The organism is Loigolactobacillus binensis, from assembly GCF_005405165.1.
In the GTDB taxonomy this organism is placed as follows: domain Bacteria; phylum Bacillota; class Bacilli; order Lactobacillales; family Lactobacillaceae; genus Loigolactobacillus; species Loigolactobacillus binensis.
Genome location: NZ_BJDN01000002.1, coordinates 143786 through 163695 on the forward strand (window position 1 = coordinate 143786; position 19910 = coordinate 163695).

General features: G+C 46.1%; 20 protein-coding genes. 19 read left to right on the forward strand and 1 reads right to left on the reverse strand.

Annotated elements, in window-relative coordinates; all coding sequences use genetic code 11:
- Positions 1–19 precede the first annotated feature (19 nt).
- From FFM78_RS01735 to FFM78_RS01755, 5 genes are all read left to right on the forward strand, one after another.
- The gene (locus FFM78_RS01735; RefSeq protein ID WP_137636710.1) at positions 20–808 is read left to right on the forward strand and encodes a hypothetical protein; all 789 of its coding nucleotides are present in this window, start codon (positions 20–22) and stop codon (positions 806–808) included.
- 345 nt (positions 809–1153) lie between these two features.
- The gene (locus FFM78_RS01740; protein ID WP_171001807.1) at positions 1154–1387 is read left to right on the forward strand and encodes an AbrB/MazE/SpoVT family DNA-binding domain-containing protein; all 234 of its coding nucleotides are present in this window, start codon (positions 1154–1156) and stop codon (positions 1385–1387) included.
- Positions 1384–1782: a type II toxin-antitoxin system death-on-curing family toxin gene (locus FFM78_RS01745; protein ID WP_137636712.1), complete on the forward strand. Its 399-nt coding sequence runs from the start codon at positions 1384–1386 to the stop codon at positions 1780–1782. The genes FFM78_RS01740 and FFM78_RS01745 overlap by 4 nt, the downstream gene beginning before the upstream one ends.
- Positions 1783–2291: 509 nt before the next feature.
- On the forward strand, positions 2292–3773 hold the full coding sequence (locus tag FFM78_RS01750; protein ID WP_137636713.1) for a hypothetical protein: 1482 nt from the start codon (positions 2292–2294) through the stop codon (positions 3771–3773).
- A gap of 10 nt (positions 3774–3783) precedes the next feature.
- The gene (locus FFM78_RS01755; protein ID WP_137636714.1) at positions 3784–4944 is read left to right on the forward strand and encodes a hypothetical protein; all 1161 of its coding nucleotides are present in this window, start codon (positions 3784–3786) and stop codon (positions 4942–4944) included.
- A gap of 337 nt (positions 4945–5281) precedes the next feature.
- On the opposite strand, the gene FFM78_RS01760 is transcribed toward FFM78_RS01755, so the two are convergent.
- A complete protein-coding gene (locus FFM78_RS01760) occupies positions 5282–5533 on the reverse strand; it encodes a hypothetical protein (protein ID WP_137636715.1) in 252 nt (83 codons plus the stop codon).
- A 182-nt stretch (positions 5534–5715) separates the two neighbouring features.
- Between FFM78_RS01760 and FFM78_RS01765 the strand changes: the two genes are divergently transcribed.
- The 14 genes from FFM78_RS01765 to FFM78_RS01830 all read left to right on the forward strand — a co-directional run bounded on the left by FFM78_RS01765 (position 5716) and on the right by FFM78_RS01830 (position 19620).
- Positions 5716–6564 (forward strand): conserved phage C-terminal domain-containing protein, encoded by an 849-nt coding sequence (locus FFM78_RS01765; RefSeq protein ID WP_223876979.1) that lies wholly within the window; start codon positions 5716–5718, stop codon positions 6562–6564.
- A 307-nt stretch (positions 6565–6871) separates the two neighbouring features.
- Positions 6872–7303 carry a MerR family transcriptional regulator gene (locus FFM78_RS01770; protein WP_137636717.1) on the forward strand — a complete coding sequence of 144 codons (432 nt, stop codon included), beginning with the start codon at positions 6872–6874 and terminating at the stop codon, positions 7301–7303.
- A 172-nt stretch (positions 7304–7475) separates the two neighbouring features.
- Entirely contained in the window at positions 7476–7925 is a 450-nt protein-coding gene (locus FFM78_RS01775) for an NAD(P)H-dependent oxidoreductase (protein WP_171001808.1), read from the forward strand.
- A 2-nt stretch (positions 7926–7927) separates the two neighbouring features.
- The gene (locus FFM78_RS01780; protein ID WP_137636719.1) at positions 7928–8923 is read left to right on the forward strand and encodes an alpha/beta hydrolase; all 996 of its coding nucleotides are present in this window, start codon (positions 7928–7930) and stop codon (positions 8921–8923) included.
- An 86-nt stretch (positions 8924–9009) separates the two neighbouring features.
- Positions 9010–9750, forward strand: coding sequence for an SDR family oxidoreductase (locus tag FFM78_RS01785; RefSeq protein WP_137636720.1), 741 nt, complete (start codon positions 9010–9012; stop codon positions 9748–9750).
- A gap of 586 nt (positions 9751–10336) precedes the next feature.
- The gene (locus tag FFM78_RS01790) at positions 10337–10591 is read left to right on the forward strand and encodes a hypothetical protein (RefSeq protein WP_137636721.1); all 255 of its coding nucleotides are present in this window, start codon (positions 10337–10339) and stop codon (positions 10589–10591) included.
- Positions 10592–10653: 62 nt separating this feature from the next.
- Complete coding sequence (locus FFM78_RS01795; protein WP_137636722.1) at positions 10654–12579, forward strand: glycosyltransferase-like membrane protein; 1926 nt, start codon at positions 10654–10656, stop codon at positions 12577–12579.
- A gap of 67 nt (positions 12580–12646) precedes the next feature.
- Positions 12647–13480, forward strand: a complete 834-nt coding sequence (locus tag FFM78_RS01800; protein WP_137636723.1) for a dihydrodipicolinate synthase family protein — start codon at positions 12647–12649, stop codon at positions 13478–13480.
- 132 nt (positions 13481–13612) lie between these two features.
- Complete coding sequence (locus tag FFM78_RS01805; RefSeq protein ID WP_137636724.1) at positions 13613–14818, forward strand: YveK family protein; 1206 nt, start codon at positions 13613–13615, stop codon at positions 14816–14818.
- Between the two features lie 10 nt (positions 14819–14828).
- Positions 14829–15440, forward strand: a complete 612-nt coding sequence (locus FFM78_RS01810; protein WP_137636725.1) for a YveK family protein — start codon at positions 14829–14831, stop codon at positions 15438–15440.
- Positions 15441–15452: 12 nt separating this feature from the next.
- Positions 15453–16526 (forward strand): EpsG family protein, encoded by a 1074-nt coding sequence (locus FFM78_RS01815; protein ID WP_137636726.1) that lies wholly within the window; start codon positions 15453–15455, stop codon positions 16524–16526.
- Between the two features lie 115 nt (positions 16527–16641).
- Entirely contained in the window at positions 16642–17340 is a 699-nt protein-coding gene (locus FFM78_RS01820) for a response regulator transcription factor (protein WP_137636727.1), read from the forward strand.
- Between the two features lie 42 nt (positions 17341–17382).
- Complete coding sequence (locus FFM78_RS01825; protein ID WP_444543080.1) at positions 17383–18735, forward strand: HAMP domain-containing sensor histidine kinase; 1353 nt, start codon at positions 17383–17385, stop codon at positions 18733–18735.
- 288 nt (positions 18736–19023) lie between these two features.
- A complete protein-coding gene (locus FFM78_RS01830; protein ID WP_137636728.1) occupies positions 19024–19620 on the forward strand; it encodes a hypothetical protein in 597 nt (198 codons plus the stop codon).
- Positions 19621–19910: the final 290 nt, after the last annotated feature.

A 19910-nucleotide genomic window follows, 5' to 3' on the forward strand; every position in this document is an offset into this window, starting at 1 on the left:
GTTGAAGGCGGTTGGTAAAATGGGGAGTTTATTCAATCAATATGATGTGTTAAGTTATTCAAAACAGGAAGTTACTATTGCAGATCGTTTTCCGGCAATATATATATCTGATAACGATGAGGTATTTTGTTATACTGGGATATTATTTAAGAATGAACAACGCGAACCAAATATACGAAATAGTTCATTTAGAGTGCAAGGAAAACACTCTACAGATAAAACTATTGTAAACAGCATTAAAGGATTCTATCGAATTATTAATGGCTGTATTGTGATTGATGATTATATCGACAAACAATTTGGGGAGCACAAATATAAGCATATCAATGACGCAATAGTGCGTTTTCCTGTCAGTGCAGAAACTGATTATGGGGTTGCCCATGTTGGTGATTTTACTGAGGATAAGGAACTAACTAGAAAGATATTTGGGCTAACATGCTCAGAATTACGAAAACTACTAGTAGTTTATGCAAAAATTTTTGGGATACACAATAATTATATGCAATATCCACGTTTAACAAGATCAACTCGTTCATATAATTTTTGTGATATGACGGGATTATTTATACCCAAACAATTTCCCTATATCGCTTTTGATGAAAGCTCATACGAATATTCACATGTGTCATTGTGGGGATTCTATAATCATCTTGGGCTATTATTACATGGTCGTGAACATTCAATAATATATCGTGAATTTATTAAGGCAGGTATTCATAAAGAAACGTTAGATATTCTATTTCAAGTCAACAATTATTTCCTTTTTGATCATCCTAAAGTAGATTCAGCAATCTTTGAAGATATGTAGACTAATCAGATAGTTGACAGACGACTTTGTTTTGGAATATTCGATCTTAGATGTGCATGTATACCGGGAGTAATATTGGGAGGTACAGGTAGTATCAAACCTTATCGTCATAATCCGTAAATAAATCGTTTTTTTATCCATCCCATTCTGGTAATATTATTTTCCAGATGAGTTAGAGGTCTTATCTTGAAAATAAATAGGGTGGGTTATTTTTATGGACTATATTGATGCTTATGCCAACTGACGCATAAGTTCATGCAGCACGAACGTTGCGTTTAACCAGTATGATGTTATACTGTACTTACGTTATAACGAATAATGAAAACACCTGAAAGGATGAGCGACATGGACGAAATTACCACAATTCGCAAAGTTGTCCGCGCTGGTAATTCATTAGCGGTCACAATTCCCGCTGCTGATATCAAGAAGTTAAAACTAAAAAAGGGCGATCGAGTCCAGATCACCGTCACAAAACAGGCTGATGCTCCTTTAGATGATGACTTTCAAGCTGCTTTAATACAGGCAACAACACAATATGCTAACACCTTAGAAAAATTGCGGCTTGCGGATCAAAAATGAGATATTTGACCGAAACGGAACTGATCGCCATTAACACGAGTATTTTGGTCAAACATGATCAGCAACCACTCGTTCGTAATCCGGCTGGTTTGCAATCTTTGATTCGACTACCGCAACAAGCATTTTTTGATCAAGAAAATTACAGAGGCTTGGCCCAAAAGATTGGCATTGTATTCATCAAAATCATCAATTTACATCCTTTTCAAGATGGCAATAAGCGCACTGCTGTTATTGCGGCGACGGTGATTGCCAAGCTCAATCGGCATCAATTAACTTTTAGTGAACAAGAAATGTTTGATCTAGCGCTGTTTGTGGCCAAAACTGACGATCCACAACTAAATTATGCGGAAATTTATGGCCGCTTTGAGCAGCATCTCACGCAAGACTTAACTTAACAGCTAGGCCTTTTTACAGCAGTAAAAAAGCTATTCCCTTAAGCTGATAACACTGCACGAGCCAAGCACTTCGCAATCAAAATTATAAACAAGACCTAACAATTAACGCCAAGTCACCACACGCAGATAGCGGTGTGGCTGCTTGGCGTTTAGCAACTATTCGGTAACTGGCTTCGCGGCTTCAACTTCGCTGCCCAAAATTGATGGCACTGTTCGCCCAATTTACTGTACTTTGATCGGTGTTACGTACGAATCGACCGCTGCCAACTCGAACTGCTGCAAAGCAGCGCTGATTTGCATGGCGATTTTGCTCATGTTTTCGCCCTTGAAGGCTACGTCAAGTTATTGCACGCGCGGCAACAAGTGGCCGAATTTACCCAACAATGATCGCGGCCAAGTCAATCATATTAATTTCCAGGCGGCCTTTTTGCTACCCACTAATGCCGGTTGTTTCTTTTTACTGCAGCTTATATTATAATCAGATAATCAAATGTAAAGGAACAATGGGCATGAAAACTGACTTTAATTTTAAAACCGTGTTCAAGCAGCTGTTGTTCGCCAAATGGCAACGCCGTGTGACCGGTATTTTTTTCGGACTTGATCTGGTGCTGACGATTTTACTGCTCAGCTTCGGCACCACCGTCACGCCGCTGACCGCCAGTTACAGCGCACTTGATAGTGTGCAACTGTTGTACGTTGGCGTGCTTTTACCGCTATATTGGTTGACCAAGGTAGCACCACCGTGGCTGACTGCGCGGGGCGTGGCCCAGTATCGGCGTTTGTTTTGGGTGCCGGTGGCGGCGACCTTGTGTACCAGCCTGTTAGTGGCCTTACTGCTGATCGTGCTACCACTAAGCGCGGTGGTGCTGGCCAATGTTACAGGCAGCTTTGGTGGCTACATGACCACGTGGCTCGGGCTATTATTCGGCGGAGTGACCGCGTTTGTCATCGCTTATTTTTTGCTGGTACTCGCGTTAGTGGTCTTTCAGGGGAAAATCGGGCGGAGCGTCCTGCTATTTGCTGGCTTGGCTAGCGGATTTTATGTGTTATTGACTAAGGTCGATGAGTGGCTGTTTGATGCGCTGGTTCTAAACTGGAGTATTTCGTTGCTCGTGCAAACCAGCGTGAGTCAAGGCCTGCGCGTGGTCATCATCCTAGTGCTTAGCGGGTTAAGCTTTGCACTTTTCAGATGGCGTAACGGCGTGGTGGTTAAAGCCACTAAGCGACCGCGGTGGCGTTGGTTAGGGCTAGGACTAGTGCTAGTAGGTCTATTATGGGCCGGCGGGTTAGCTTTAGAACAGGCACAAACGGCGGCACCGGCTAAGTCTAGTCATTCAGCAGCAACCAAGCAGCGTGGCTCTGCCACTGCAAGCCATAAAACGGCTACCGGTCAGATCACGCCTTATAGCAGTTTTAGTGACGCTATGAAAACAACGCGGCAAAGTTCGGTGGTCAGCAACCGCTTTGTGCCGACTTCTGGTCAGATCCCGTTGACCGATTCAACGAAAGGCCGACTGCTTGCCGTGCGACCGCTGGTGCTCAGTCGGGAGAGCTCTAAATGGATGGATTCCCAGCTTTCGTTGGATCAGGCCTGGGTGGCTAAATTTCAACCGACGCAAATCGATATGGGTAATGAGCAGGTGAAAGTCGACGGGGCGGTTATTTTTAAAATTACGATCAAAACCGGCAAGTACGACAACTTTTATTATCCTAGTCAGGGGCGGCTGGTGACTAATTTAGGAACTAGTTATGAGCCAGTGGCCAGTTTTATTATGGATGGCGGTATGCCGCGACATAAAAATCGTAGTCAATACGTTTATTTTTGCTTCAAACAAAGTTTAGATGATGTGCAGCAGGTGACGTATTTCCGCTATTCGTTCCAGGCGGCAGTGGGCGATGAAGAAACGGAAAAATTAGCCGATCATTCGGTCACCGTTGAATTTGATAACAATAAGCAGCCGCTTAAATACGGCGCACCGATCGCGTTTTAGGAGGATTGGGATGATTAAATTACGCCGACTTTTTTTATTGGTCAGTTTCTTATTGGTGGGGCTTTTCGGGGCGGTAACGGTGCACGGGCAAAGCGAACACGCCGCGGCGGAAAAGGTGCGCACGGCGTTGATCACTGACTATTGTCAAACTAATTTTCAGCTGGCACCGCAGGCGATCACTTACGATTATCAGCAGTTACCACTTGGTGCCACCGGTCAAGCAATGGTTAAGTTTGCGCCGGCAGCGGTGGCGTATAATCCTTTTTTGCACGACTATGCGCCTAAAGCGGTGGTGCAGTTAACTTTTTATCCGGCTGCAGAAGCTAAACAGAAACCGTGGGTCAATTCGACCCGGCAGGCGTTGGCTAATTGGGTCAACAGGGCGTTTGCCGATGTGATCAGTTATGCTGATGCGACAACTGGCTACTATTTGCGGCAAACTGACGGTAAAGGTCCTTTTCAGGTCACCAATATTGCCTTCACACCAACAGCCACGCAAAGCCAGACGTTCATTCAGCATTATGCGCAACTCCAGGCGCCTGACGCAAGGTCAGAACCGGCAGCATTGCAACAAGCCGTTGATCTAGGATTGGTTGGCCATGAATTCGATCTTTTCTTTAGCGCCCCGCGCTGGCTGGCGTATGGTTATCGCGCTGACGAAACCGATCAGCTGATCCGCGATAATTTAGCCAGCGAATTACAGGTCAAGCATTTAACCGCCGGGACGAAGTTTAACGTTTGGACCACTGATGACGTGGCCTATACTTACGTTTATCAAAACGGCGATTTTAAACAACTTGCTGGTGACCGAGTGACTTCCCGCAGCAGTCGCAAATACTTAAATCAGTTGATCGCGAAAAAGACGGTTTACATGACCACCTTACGCGCGACTTCCGGCGGTGGGTACGGTCCAGTACCTGGCGAAGTCAGCGTACTCAACTTTTTTCCTGGTCAGTGGGTGACCTATTATGATGACGACCACGGTAAATATAGCCTACACAAAGGCAGCTTGGCGCTGGGGTCAACCGATCACGTGACGGGCACCACGATCGAGCACGTTTGGCGCGTTGGCCCCAACGATTATCGGGCTTGGATGACGACCGCTGCTGACGATGGAAGTGGCGGCAGCTTTGTGGTTAAGCTCACCGGGGCAGCAAAAAGATGGGACTGAAACCCTTAACCATTGCGTCACGGCTATTATTTGCGGTCAAAAGGCCTTGCTTATCCCGCGTTATTTAAACGAATTGGCAATGAATCAGGCGGTAATTTTTCTACAACTTTAACCGTCGTATTGAAAGTGTAATTGGTTTGAGCGGGAGATTAAACCGGCGCGTTATTAAATTCTGCTGAATCGTTAATTTTACAGCATTAGAAGTTTCACAACTTCTAATGCTGTTTTTTTATTATTGTTTTTAGATCCAATTGATTACGCGCAATGTGCGCAATAAAAATATTATTACAACGCTTTCCAGTGAGCTAACTTTAGGCACTGGTGACCTAATCACACTTCAACTTGAGCTAATATCAAAGTCGACTTGAATTAACATCAGGCTAAACTGATCTAACCGCAGGTCAACTTGAGCTAATATCAGGTCTAGCCGATTTAATAGCAAGCAGATCTGATTTAACATCAGGCCAAATTGATCTAACTGCATATCAACGTGATCTAATATCAGGTCTAGCCGATTTAATAGCAGACACACTTGATTTAACATCAGGCTAAATTGATCTAACCACAGGTCAACGTGATCTAACGTCATTACCTGTGATCTGATCACAAAGTTTCAGCGGCTAAAGACGAAAAAAATAAGTTAAACTAACGCCGCCAAATCGGTATTTAGGCTTTAACTTTATTTTTTTTGCAAAAAAAGCGGGACAAAAACGGTTGCTCAAACGTATATATAAGTGAAGACATAAATTAGAGGTGATTGTTTTGGAAACCATGATTAAAATCCCAACGAAATTATTTACTTTACCTGAATTTTACCAACTTGAACAATTGGCTAGTAGTAATCGGCAGGCGCGTACGGCACAGCTTCTGTGGTTAAATTTAGTCTGTGTTGCGGGGCAAGCTCAGGCCGCAGGCGACGTCACGGCCAGTGATGGCAAAGCACTGACTGATATTGATTACGCACGTTTGGCCAAGGTGTCACGCAGCGATTATGCGCGGCAATTGTTGACTTTGTTGGTCCAAGCTGATCTGTTGCGGTGTCATCGCGATGGACGCTATCAGATCAGCCACTGGGAGCGTTACGTGGTGACACCGACTGTGACTAATGGTGCCAGCAGCCCGGTAACGTCACAGCAGCCGGCCGGACCAACCGTGCCCACGGCGCCTGCAACGTTACAACAATACACACCGGAACAGCGCACTCAATTAGTAGCGGTTACGGACGAAATTTTGGCTTATCTGCAGCAGCAGTCGGGTAAGCAATTTAGCAATGAGCCGCCAACGCAACAGTTACTGGCGAATTTATTTGCCCAAAAGGTGACCGTCAAACAGATCAAGCGGGTGATCGATTGGAAGTGTAAGGATTGGTATGGCGGTGATTTTTGGAAGTTTGTGCGGCCGCAGACGTTGTTCGGGCCGAAGTTTACGCAGTATTTGTTGGAGGCGCCACCGGAACCAACTGCGCGGCCGGCGGCGGGACCGACGCGGCACCAGTATTTGCGGGATCTGTTTGAAATGAGTTGCGGGGATATCGAAACGATTTTGTGGCGGGCGGCTGACGAAAAGGTGGCGGTGACCCGTGCCGAAGTGGAGGCGATCGGCCGTGAGCTGGGACACTAGGTTGTGTTGAGCCCACCAGTTTACGATTTTTCTGGTGCCAGTACGGTTTTAACGCTGGTAAAATAATATTGTTAATGATCAAGAAAAAAGCAGGTGAAGTCGTAGTTTAGCCAAATGGGCGTGGGTTAATGGCGGTTTTAGGTTATAATCGGCGTGAAGGTGCCAGCGGTTAGTTTAGCACCTACTGTTATAGCTTGCATTGGCAAATTAAGATCACGAATTGGCCATCAGTGGTAGCTTTTGGCGCGGGGTCGGTATAAGCTAAGGTAGCAGTTACAGCCGGGTTAAAAAAGCGAGGTGCGTTATTATGTATAGTATTCGTGATGTCAGCCAGATTATGGACATTAGTATTTACACGCTACGGTATTATGAAAAAATTGGGTTGTTGTCCTTTGTGCAGCGGAATGAAAACGGCATTCGTGAGTTCAGCAAGGCGGATATTGTGACGTTGAACACCGTTTATCGGCTAAAGCAAACCGATATGTCCTTAAAAGATATCAAGCATTATCTTGAATTAGTGGCTGCGGGAATGGCATCGGTTCCTGAAAGAAAGGCAATGTTTCAAGCACAAAAAGACAAGGTTCAACACAAGATTGCCGCCTTACAAAACGCGTTACAAACCATTGATGGTAAACTACATTATTATGAAGAGGCCGACAAGCAAGGATCATTGGCCGTTTGTCATGATGAACGAGAAGCTTTTATGCAGAAAATTTTAAATGGGGCAGCGAATAATTGATTTGAACGGCAGCGGACATGATCAAATGTCCGCTGTTTTTTTAGCGGCTAAAACGCCAGTTAGCAACATTTTTAGCGCGCAACAAGGCAATGTTCAAAAAAATAGCAAAAAGGACTTGCGCTGGAGTATGCTCTAGCGGATAGACTAGTATTTGTTCAAAGGGGGAATCGGCTTGAAACTTGTTAAAACAGAAGTAAAGCAAAATTTCAATGGTCAAATCTTGTTTATCAACGCCAGTGAGCATGCGGACGGTAACACCAGCCAGTTAGGGCATAAGTTGCTTGCCGGGCAAGCTTTTTCGCAGCTTGATCTAGTGAACTATAAGCTTTATCAATTAGGCCAAAAATTTGAAGATGATCAATTTGCTACTGTGCTTGCGCAGATCGAACAGGCTACAACCATTATTTTAGGCACACCAGTTTATTGGCACATGCTGAGTGGTTATTTGAAGACATTGTTAGAAAGATTATCCCAAGCGGCAGCTCCAGATAGCCTGGGCGGTAAAGAAATTGGCGTCTTTGTTCAGGGCGCCGATCCAAGCGATACGATCGGGCCAACCAATAGGATGATTCAAAGATTCGCTAGTGTAGCAGGAATGACGTACATTGAAATGAGGTATTAGCAATGAAAAATCAATTTGGTTTAGTTTATAATGGCGCGTTAACTGAGAACCTGGTTGGGCAAGTTAATTTGCGCACCGTGGAATATGAGGCAAATGGGGTCAAAGTCGCCGCTAATGTGTATACACCGGCTAACTATGACGCTAATAGTGAGCAGTTATATTCAGCCGTTACGGTGGCCCATCCCAATGGGGGCGTAAAGGAACAAGTGGCCGGATTATTTGCCCAAAAGTTGGCCGAAAATGGCTATATTGCTATCGCGGCCGACGCGGCTTATCAAGGTGCCAGTGATGGTCTGCCGCGCAACACTGATAATCCGGCTTATCGTACCGAAGATATTCGGGCGATGGCCGATTTTTTAGAGAGTTTTCCTGGTGTTGCTGGAACAAGAATCGGCGCGTTAGGTATTTGTGGTGGCGGGGGCTACACCATTGCGGCCGCTAAAACCGATAAGCGGTTAAAGGCGATCGCAACGATCAGTATGTTTAACAGCGGCCGTGTGCGCCGTAATGGCTTTCAAGATACCCAACTTGATTCGGTTCAAGCGCGTCTGCACAGTGCGGCGCAGGCCCGAACTAAGGAGCAAATGGGCGATGAAGTGGCCTATATTGGCGAGTTATACACCAAACCCGTAACTTTCACGGCTGCCCAATTGGCCAAGATCCCGGCCGGACTTTATCGTGATGGCATGGTTTATTATGGCAGCACGCATTTTCACCCGAATGCTACTGGCCGCTACACTGAAAGCAGCTTGATCAACTTAATGGCCTTTGACGCCGAAGACCGTGTTGCGTTAATTGATCAACCTTTACTGATGATGGCCGGCACAGCCGCAGATACCCGCTACATGACCGATGCCGTTTATCAAAAGGTAACGGGAACTAACGATAAAGAACTGTTCTTGATCGAAGGCGCCTCTCACATTGAAACTTATTGGAAAGAACCTTACGTCACCCAAGAAGCAACTAAATTAATTTCGTTTTTTGCGCAAAAGTTATAGGCCAAGTGTGGCGTCATTTTAAAGTCACCGCCGCAACAATCGTTGGGCGCCGCTGTAAAATTATTCAAATAAGGAGTGTTTATTTTATGACTAAGAAAGTTATCGTGATCACTGGTGCTTCCAGTGGGATTGGTGAAGCAACCGCAAAATTATTAGCCGCACAAGGCAATCAATTGGTTTTAGGCGCCCGGCGCGCGGAACGGCTACAAGCCATCAGCCAGGCGATCCAAGCTGCTGGTGGTGAGGCCACTTATGCGGTGACCGATGTGACCGATCCCGCAGCCGTCAACCGCTTGGCGCAACAAGCGCTGGCGACGTATGGCCGCATTGATGTTTGGATGAACAATGCCGGCCTGATGCCCCAATCAGAGCTGATCAAAGGCAAAGTTGCCGATTGGAACCGCATGATCGACGTGAATATCAAAGGTGTTTTGTACGGTATCAACGCTTCGCTAGCGATTATGCGGAAGCAGAAATCCGGTCAGTATATTAATACCTCGTCAATTGCGGGCCACATTGCCGGACCAGGAAGTGCCGTTTATAGTGGCACTAAGCACGCGGTTTTGGCCATCAGTGAATCGCTGCGGCAAGAAGAGGCCGCTGCTGGTAGTAGTATTCGGGTGACCGTGCTTTCACCAGGCGCCATCGCAACGGAACTGACTAACTCAATTACCGATGCAGCAACTAAAAAAGGCACTGAGCAATTTTATGATCAGTTCGCTATTCAACCAGAGCGGGTGGCCAAGGCCGTTGCGTTTGCAATTGCTGAACCAGCGGATACGGCCGTTAACGAAATCATTATTCGGCCGACGCGGCAGGTTATGTAGGCTTGTTTAATTTGGTGATATGGCCACAACATTTAATTGATAGCTAGATCAGAATCAATCAACTGCAACTATAAACGTTTGCGGTTGGTTGATTTTCTTGAATATTTTTACAGCTTTACAATTGTCAATTCAGGCCCGGCCAGCCCAGACACTAGCCAACACAGGCACTGCAAATTACCAGTAAAATCGGCGGCAAGATGCCGGTCGCGCAACTTAAAATTAAAGGGCGACCTAACTGTCATGGAGAAGTTAGGTGGCCCTTTTTGCTAGCCAGTATTTATTGTTAGACCACGTGCTAAATGTCATCCCCAGCTGATCAGCTTAAGCAAAAATTTAAAACTGAGAATTTCTCAGTTTGGGCCTTAGCGTCATCGTTTTACTAACTAAGCGATGGGTAATTATGAGATTTTTTCAGAATTATCTTCGCAAATTGTCCTTTTTGACGTTGGGCAAACCCAGTACACTGAAGGCACTTGAGCTGAAAGCCGGCTAGTTCAGGGGGGCTTACGCACAATTAACCAGGTCGGCCAAGGCACACTGATCATGGTAACAAAAACAAGCAAAATTTGATAAGGAAGTGGGCGTAATGCTCTTAGACCAAACGCAGTATTTTAAAAATATTATTGCCGCACAGATCGTTAAGGTGTTCTATCCCTTTGTGATTGCCAAAACGGAATGTGGGCAATTGGTCAAACTAAATTTATCGCTTAATGAGCGGCATGATCCTTTGTTTTGGGCGGCCGTGCAGCGTATTTTACAGGCCGCTTTATGGGTGCCGATCGGGCGCTACCGCAACCAATTATTGGATAATGGCTGGTTGGCCGGTACGACGTTAGCGTAACGCAAGTTATTTTTAAGCGACTGGAAACGGCTTGTTTCCGGAGATATTCTAGGTGGGTTCAAATGCAGATAACAAAGTTACTACGCGGGGCGGCCGTGTTCGGCTTCAGCGGTTTGGCGCTGATCAGCACACTTTTTGCCCTTGGGGTTACGGCTAAGGTCACACAATTAACGGCCGGCCTGACGTTGGTCGGTGCCGTATTATTGTTTTTGCTTTTAAAATTAGGACTCAATTGGTTGCTGACCTGTCGTGCCATTGTTCAACGCTATCTATTAGCGGATCTTTTGGTCCTCATCGGCTTAATCCAGGTTTTAGTGGCGACTAATTTTGTTGATTATGGCCGGGCCGATTCTTTCTTTGTTCGCAATCAAGCCGTGAGTTTAGCCGCTCACGGGACGACTTGGGCGCATTATTTTTATGTGTACAGTAACAATGTTAATTTAGCGTTATTTGAAAGCCGCTTGGTTGAGTTAGCTCATTGGCTGCATTTTACCGACCCGTGGATCCTGATCAATCTTTTGCAATTTTTGTGGATCGACGTTGCCTTATTTGCCGGGCTGAAAATTCTTAGTTTTTGGCGGTTGCCGCAGTTAAAAATTCCCTTTGCGTTACTTTGGTTATTTGCGGTGCCGTTATATGCTTACGGGGTTTACATTTATTCAAATTCGCTGGTTTTACCTTTACCGCTACTGATCGTTGCCTTGTGGCTGTGGTGGCAACGCAGTCAGGTGCGCATCATCCCTGCGGCCTTGTTAGTGAGCAGTTTAGTTTTTGGGGTTTTGATCAAACCCAATATGATCGTTGCGGTCATTGCCTTTTTACTGCTGCTGCTTGGCGCGGCCATGCAGCGGCGACTAACCAAGCGGACGCTACTAGCCTGGGTTTGCGGGCTACTGCTTACCTTAGGCGTGGCGCTAAGTTTGATGACAACGGCGGCCCGTTTAAGTGGGTATAAAAGTGAACCTGATCAGGCGTTACCTTTTACAAGCTGGATCGCCATGGGTCTAAATCAGAAAACCAACGGGGAATATAACTACCGTGACGCCCACCGGCAAATGCAGCTGCCGATCAAAAGACAAAAGGTGGTTTCGGAAAGTAAATTGATTCAAAAGCGCTTGCGGCGTATGGGCTTTAAAGGCTTAACCCAACATTTAGGGGCCAAAGCCATGATCTTTTTGACGGACGGCACGTTTGGCAGCTTTCATTTGACTAGTCAATGGCAAAGGGAACCGCAATGGTATTTTCAACATCAAGCCAAAATTAAGTTAGCACTGACACTGTGGACACAAACCATGTATGGCACGGCTTTATTGAGCTGCGCGCGGTTATTTATTCGGAAAAAACGCCTGGCCGCTAACCCCTTTTTGCTTTTATTTATGCTCGGACTGGCTTGCTTTCATATTGTTTTTTGGGAAGTCGAAACGCGCTATGCCTTGCCTTTGCTGCCGATATTTTTATTATGGGCCACGGTCGGGCAAACGCAGACCGCGCCGCTGGGCCAAAAAATAGCGCGTTCCTTTAGTTTACGTTCACTGATCGTCATCAGTGCTAGTTTGTTGGCCTTAGGGTTAGCCGATCAAGTTTTACGCACTAAAACCAAGGTGCAATTGGTCAGTGAACAAGGTAACGGCAAATACTTTGACAATTTGCAGCAGGTGATCCCGCCGCACGGGCAGTTACAAACCAAGATCTTGACGGCCACTGCCAATTCAGTGTTGGTGCTACAACCATCTGGTCAACTAGGCGGTCGGGTACACATTATTCTTAAAAACGAAGCGCACGTTTTAAGCAATATAACGGGGGATGCAAAGTTGCTAAGTAAAATACATTATCCAACGCAGGAACCGGGTACCCTGGAATTGAGCATTCAAAATATTAGTGAACAGGCGGTGGGGTACGGCGATGCGCAGTCGAGTTACCCGATCGCCCGGTATCATATTGCCGGTTCCCAAAATACCTATTTACGTTATTACATCAAACAAACTTAAAGGGCAGCGATTGACAGCATAATTATTTCAAGCCGGCAGTTAAGTTTATCACTAGGAGTAATTAATCATGACATTAAAGACAAATTTTCACGTGGCGGTACCGACAGCATTTTATCCAGATGAAACGCTTAATGCTGCGGTCACCTTAGACCACATTCACCGGTTACAACATTTAGGGATCAATTCGGTTTTGGTTTGCGGCGCCACCGGTGAGCAACATAGTTTAACCTTGGCCGAAAAATTGGCCTTGTTGCAGGCCCTTGACCACGACCAAGAATTAAGGGCCGCACCGACCTTTGAATTATTTTTCGGCGTTGCCAGTATTCGGCAAAAAGCGGCCGTTACTTTAATGCATCAGGTCAACGAAAGCCACGTGGTTAAAGGAATATTGCTCGGGTTTCCCCCTTATATTTTACCTACCCAAGCGGAAGCGGCACATTATATCGTGCAGCTATGTGGGTTGACCACGAAACCGATCATTATTGATAACGATCCCCAACGAACGGGTTTTGCTTTAGATTTAGCCCATCTAACGCTGCTCATTAAAAATTTACCGCAGATCTGTGGTTTAAAAACCACTGGCACCGCACCGCTCATTCAACCGCTACAAAAACAATTCGGCCGCTCCCTGGCACTGTACGCCGCAGGGGAACTTGCGCTGAACACCGCCCTTGATTACGATCATCTATTCTCGATCGCAGGCAACTTACACCCGCAGGCTTGCCAACACTGGTTTAATGATCTAGTAACCAAGCAAGTCACCGCAACGGAACAAAAACAAATCGCAATCTACACCCGCCTTTTATTTCAAGGCAGCCCGTTGCCGTTTCTTAAGCAGCAAATTTTGCGCCAAAGTGGGCTGGATATGGGGAGTTGCCGCTTACCACTAGGGCAGCATTAAGCTACGGCTTCAGTGAGCAAAATCGCAAAGCCGGCCTTGAGCACGTGCTTTTTAATGCCGTGGTCGCCAGGGTTAGACAAAATGATTTTTAAGCCAGATTAATTAAGTGACCATGGGTAAGAAGGGTGAAAATTGATTGAAAATAAGAAAATAAGTTGGCTGGAGCTAGTTGATTGCTTTAAACGCCGTCTGGGGATCGAATTGATCGTGTTGGTCGTTGTTTTAGGTGGCGGTCTTTTCAGCTTTCAGATTAAAAATACTGCCGCAACGGCCCCACCTAAGTACACGGTCAGCAGCCAGATCTTATTGACCTTGCCGGCAGCTAAACAGCAAGTTGTTTTGGCGCAGGTCGTTAATCCCCAATATGTTGCTAGTTTTGCGGCGGCGTTGTCCAGTGATCTTGTCGCCAAGCCAGTTCAAGCAAAATTAGCCAGCCAAGGGATCAACCGCTCGCTAAGTTATTTAGAAAAGCGGATCAATGTTCAAACCAACATGACTAATTCGTTGGTGACACTTACGCTGCCGACGAATGATCCGGCGCAGGCTAAGCAAATTATGCAGCTTGACGCGCAAGTTGCCAGTCAACAAGTTAAGCGGATCATGGGTTTAGGGCGTGGGCAAGTTGTTGCGGCGCCCCAAGTGGTGGCGCGCCAAGCTAAACCAACCTACTCCTTATCCAAAATAGTGGGATTGTTTGCGGCAGCAATCGTGGCGGCATTGTTAGCTGCGCTTTTGGCTGAGTTATTGGATCAACGTATCCGCAGTCACTACTTTGTTCGGTCAACTTTAGAGACGGCACCGATTATTTTGGATCCGTTGCCGACGCTCACGCAGATCGCCGCCGTGCGTAATGCGATTGATATCGCATTACCGCAAGCACCGACGATCGTGGCACAATTACCGACTGGGAGTTCAGAATTACAGGCGATGGTAACCGCCTTGGCCACACAATACGCCACCAGCGGCGAGCGGGTTTTGTTGGTGGAGCTTAACGCAGATGCTTTTTGGCTACAGCAATTAGCAACGACCACTACCCAAATTGACTACCAAGGCACAATGATCCGGCGCTTTCCCCAACCTGCTACCACCGCGCCGGTATTATTGACCTTACCGGAACTGACGGCTAGTTTACAGCATTTAAAAACGGATTTTGACCGGATCATTCTGACAACAACCGGGGCTCAACTAACCGATAATGCGCAATTAGCTTTACATTTAGCCGCTGTGCGGTTGCTATTGCTACAACAGGATGTGACCCGTAAAAAGTCGGCCTTTCAGGTGCAACAAGCAGCCCAGCAGCTGCCAACGTTGGCACTGACCGTTTATTTAGGACATTGAGGTGACCGCGTTGCGACAAGCAAGTAGGACTTTATCACAGTTTCTGCGGTTAGTTCGCGGGCTGATCATTATGGGCTTTATCGGCGGGATATTAGGGTTATTGGTCAGCGGACTGCTGCCCACCACGCCGGCTTATCAAAGTCAAGTTTTGATCAGTTTGGCGACGGTTCAACGGGATAAATATGGTGCACGTCAATATCTAAATTACGTGAGTGGGACGACATTGGTTGCCCCGTTTTGCCGGAATTTTAATACACCGACCACGACACAGGCACTACAACAGACCGTGCAAAAGGCGGGCCTGGCCACTAATGCAGCCGCGGATGCTACCAAAATAACGGTGACCCCGCGTGGCAATTTAGTTCAGGTGAGTGTCACCAGTCGTACCGCAAATTCCGCCGTTAAACTGACTAACCTTGCGGCCCGATTAGCCGTACGCACATTTCGGCAACAGGCCCATGTGCAAGGCCGTTTATTGGGTTCAGCGACTAACGCGCAGCGGCAGGCCACAACGACTTCAAGAGGTGAAAACATATTGAAATTTATTTTTGCCGGGATCTTGCTAGGCTTCTTGTGGCTCTTTCTGCAGGAACTATGGCAACGACACGGAATATCAAAGTAAGGGCGGGATCACGTGTATTTATTAGCGGCAACAATAGTGACTTATTTGCTGAATTTAAGGGCCAGTTTACGCCCAATTAAAAGGCGCCTATATGAAGGGTTATTTGGCTTATGTTTAATTATTTTAATGGGGGCCAATGATAAAAATGCTGACTTTTTCACTTATCAATGGTTGTATAACGCGCATATTGCCTATGGTGAACCGGGGTACCGGCTGTTAAGCTATTTTGGGCAAATAAGTGGGCTTGATTACGAACAGTTTCGGTTGCTCCTAGTTGCTATTTTTATGGTGATTTTATATGTTGGCGTCAGTTATTTAACCGTGCATACTGCCGGTTTTATGGCGCTTTATTTTTGTTATCCCTTTTTCTTAGATCTGATCCAACTACGTAACTTTATGATGATGGCGCTGTTGGTTTATGCCAGCCATTTTTTGTTAGGAAAAAGCACCCGTAATTTGCTTTTGTTCATCGCTTTTGTCTTGCTAGGCGCCAGTTTTCAAGTATTAGGGGCCTTGTACCTGTTAGTCGTTCCGCTATATTATTTTGATGCGCGTCATTTAGGCAAGATCAGTTTGCTCGGGGGCACTTTTTTGCTTGCGCTGATTGTATTGTTCCCGGCCGGCGCGCAATTTTTATTGCGGATCCTTAATCAACTGCCAATGGGCCATGTGTCCCTGTACTTCGTTCAAAAAGTGCGGTTAGGGTACTTACCGTTTTGGTTGTTCAGCCTATTTGATTTGAGCCTAACTTATTTTAGTTATCAGTATTTAACTGAACGGCGCCTATTGACGGCCAAACAACGGCAGGTGATCTGGATCGCGTTCACTTTTGCAGTGGTCGGTGTGTTGACCATGCCGCTGTATACTTATGAATTCTCTTTTGCGCGGGCTTTACGGGATGTGGTGCCCTTTATGGTGATCACTTATTTGGTGACTTTAGAGGCGTTACCACAGGAAAATTATTTGCATTGGCTCTACTGTGGCGGCTTTGGCCTTTATGGTGCCGGGCTAATTTATTTTGAAATGGTGCCGCTGTTACACAATACTATCATTCCCGCGTTTAGCAATAATTGGCTGATCAAATAACCGCTACCGGCTACCAGTATTCGGTGACCGCAAAGTTTAGTGTTATTTTTGCGCCCAATTTGCTGTAAACTAGAGGTTAGCAGGAAATCTATTAAAGCGTAACGGAGGCAGTTTGATGGGTAAGACAGTGCTTTTAGTCGAGGATGAGCAAGGTTTAGTTGATTCATTAAAAATGGAATTTCAATTTGAACAATACACCGTGTTGACGGCCACGGATGGTGTGGCGGCGCTTGAAACGTTTACGGCTCAGGCCGCTAAAATTGATTTGATCATTTTGGATTGGATGTTACCGAAATTGGATGGTCTAGGGGTTTTGCGCCGGATTCGGCGAACAAGCGATGTGCCGATCATTATGTTGACCGCCCGCGATTATACCGGGGACAAAGTGGCTGGCTTGTTAGGTGGTGCCGATGATTATGTGACTAAGCCGTTTGACACCGAAGAATTATTGGCCCGCATGGAAGTTGTTTTGCGGCGGCCCCGGCATTTTGCGGCTGATCAAAGTGAGCCGACTTATCAATTAGACGACCTAGTTTTTGATACGAAAAAACGCCGGGTCACCCGTGGCGAGAACAGTATTCAACTAACCCAACGGGAATATAAATTATTATTGGAACTATTTAAGGCGGTGGATAAGGTCTTTACCCGCGATGAATTATTGAATGCAGTTTGGGGCACCGATTTTGAAGGGGATCCGAATATTGTGGACGTTTATATTCGTTATCTCCGCAACAAAATTGATAAATTTCCGCACCATAAGAAATTGATCCAAACGGTGCGTGGTGTCGGCTACACGTTATCCGCCGATTTTTAAGTCATTGGGCCGCAATTGATCAGAAAAGAGGAGCGTGGTATCGTGAAAAAATTTTTTTCGCGCTCGCAAGATAGTGCCGCCATTATGTTGCGCAGCTTTTTGTTTATGATAACCGTTGTGATGATGGTTTTCAGCGCAACCATGATCTTGGCAGTGGGCCACCAGTTATTGGAAACGAGCCAAAGCAATTCCGATAATATTATTAAGAACTTAAAAACCACGGTGATCGACGGCGACCATGACTGGAAGGCTTGGCGGTTCAATAGCACTTTGAATACCAGTACTAGCTATGTTCATGTGCACAATATGCGCCAAGACGCGGCGGAAACCAATTATTATTCACCGGGCACCCAGAACTTATTACGCGTTAAATTCACAAAGATTCCGCTGGTTAAAAATTTGTATTACCGGCCGCATACTGGCTTTTTATTATTTAATACGGGGCACGCCAAAGGGATCGATTATCAACTCTGGACAAAATTAAATGCACAATTTGCAGTTTTAGAGCGCGTTTTATTAGTGGTGGTCATCATTCTTATTTTAACGTTGCTGATCAGTCCGCTCTATATTCGGCTGATCGCCGTGCGGTTAACTGGAGCCCTTAAGCAATTGACTACGTCGGCGGAACAGATCTCAACCCGTAATCAAGCCGCCGATCCGTTACCGGTACCAACTAGTCCAACGGAGGTCGCTAATCTAGCCAATAGTTTCAATCGGCTATTGAATCGGCTGTTTCAGCAAACCGAAAAGGAAAAGCTATTTGTGGCTAACGCGGCGCATGAATTGCGGACGCCGATCGCAACGATCCAAAGTCACGCCCAATTGATTCAGCGCCGGGGCAAAGCCCATCCAGAGATCATCGCGCGTTCGATCGACTATATAAACGATGAATCGCACCAAATGGCGACCTTGATCGAAGAGTTACTGACTTTGTCGCGGGCCGATCGCACGCAATTAGATTTTCAACCCTATGATCTCAGTCAGTCGCTGCAAACTCTGATCAGTAAAATGACGCCGGTCATACCGCAAAAAATAAAGGTGACCGTTCCGACTCAAATCAAAGTGACGGCGCATCAGGCCAGCATTGAACAGATTTTAACTAATTTGATCAACAATGCTAGCAAATATTCACCGGCTACCAGCGAAATCACAGTTAGCCTGCAGCAAGAAAAGCACCAGGTCAGCGTTTATATTGCGGATCAAGGGCGGGGCATCAGTGCTGCTGACAAGCCCCATATTTTTGAACGCTTCTACCGAGCCAGTGATGTGCGGGGATCGACCCAAGGAACGGGCTTAGGGTTGGCGATTGCTTGGCAGCTGGCCGAATTAAATCAAGCTACTTTGACTGTGGCGGATAATCAGCCGCAGGGAACTATTTTTAAGTTAGAATTTTAAAATAGCGGTCTAAATCAAATCAACTTTCTCGTCATTTGCGAGAAAGTTTTTTTATTTTGAAATTCTTTTTCTGAAAGATTCTCATTTTAAAGTGGCCGCTCATGGGACTTTTACGCGCTACGTTTATTTTCTGAAAGAATCTCAGTGGCGCCTTAGCGAAGTTACCTTTTGGACTGTCAGTTAATTGACTATGCTAGGCCTTGTTCTTAAGTCATATCAAGGTTCGAGTTGTGGGAGGTGGGCCGGATCAATGTTAGGCAGCGTATACAGAAAAATAATTTAAAACGTGTGTATTTTAGAGCGCCCTTTGCCAGTTTAGCCAAATGGGGGCTGACGTTATTAGCACTTGTTCTCGGCGATTTATTGGCCAATGGCTTAGCGCTACTTATTTCACGACCAGCTATGATGCTGATCGGAATCACGGCCTTTATCAGCGTTATCAGTAGTTACCGGCAGGAAAAGGCACACCGCTTATTCAGCTATTTTGTGGATCCCTTGATCATGATGAGTATGAGTACAGCGTTAGTGGCTACTTGGTCAGTTACGTTTGACTATTCAAGTTGGGCTTTATTCATGCTAAGCAGTAGTGGGTTGCTTTTACTTGGCTTAAATCAGGATAGTCATTTACTGCCAGTTGCCTATCCGCTGCACTTGACGGTTAGTTTACTGCTGATCTATTCATTGACGCTGACGCAACTCACTGGGGCCAATGTGGTCGCGCTGGCTGGATTGTTGGGCCTGATCACCGTTATTTTAGGCTATTGTTTAAGGCCGGTGATCAGGTTATCAACGACCTTGCTTTTAGTCAGCTGTGTGGGCAGTGTGGGCTGGTTTTGCACTCAATATATTGTACCGGGGCTGACCCAGGCCATACCGTTTAAGTGAGCTAGAGCCATGTTTCAACTCGGCGTTTTGCGCCGTAGTAGAATGGCCATCGCCGCGAACAACAGATGTTTATCAGCGGTTTTTGCTGAGAAACAAACATTTTTAAGTGAGCTAGAGCCATGTTTCAACTAGGCGTTTTGCGCCGTAGTAGAATGGCCATCGCCGCGAACAACAGATGTTTAGGGAGTGTACAATATCTTGTGTAAATAGTAATTGAAAAGGGAAGACCTTCCCCGTATGATTAAATCGCCAAACATAATCAACGGAGGTCTTCCCCATGGATCAGTTTA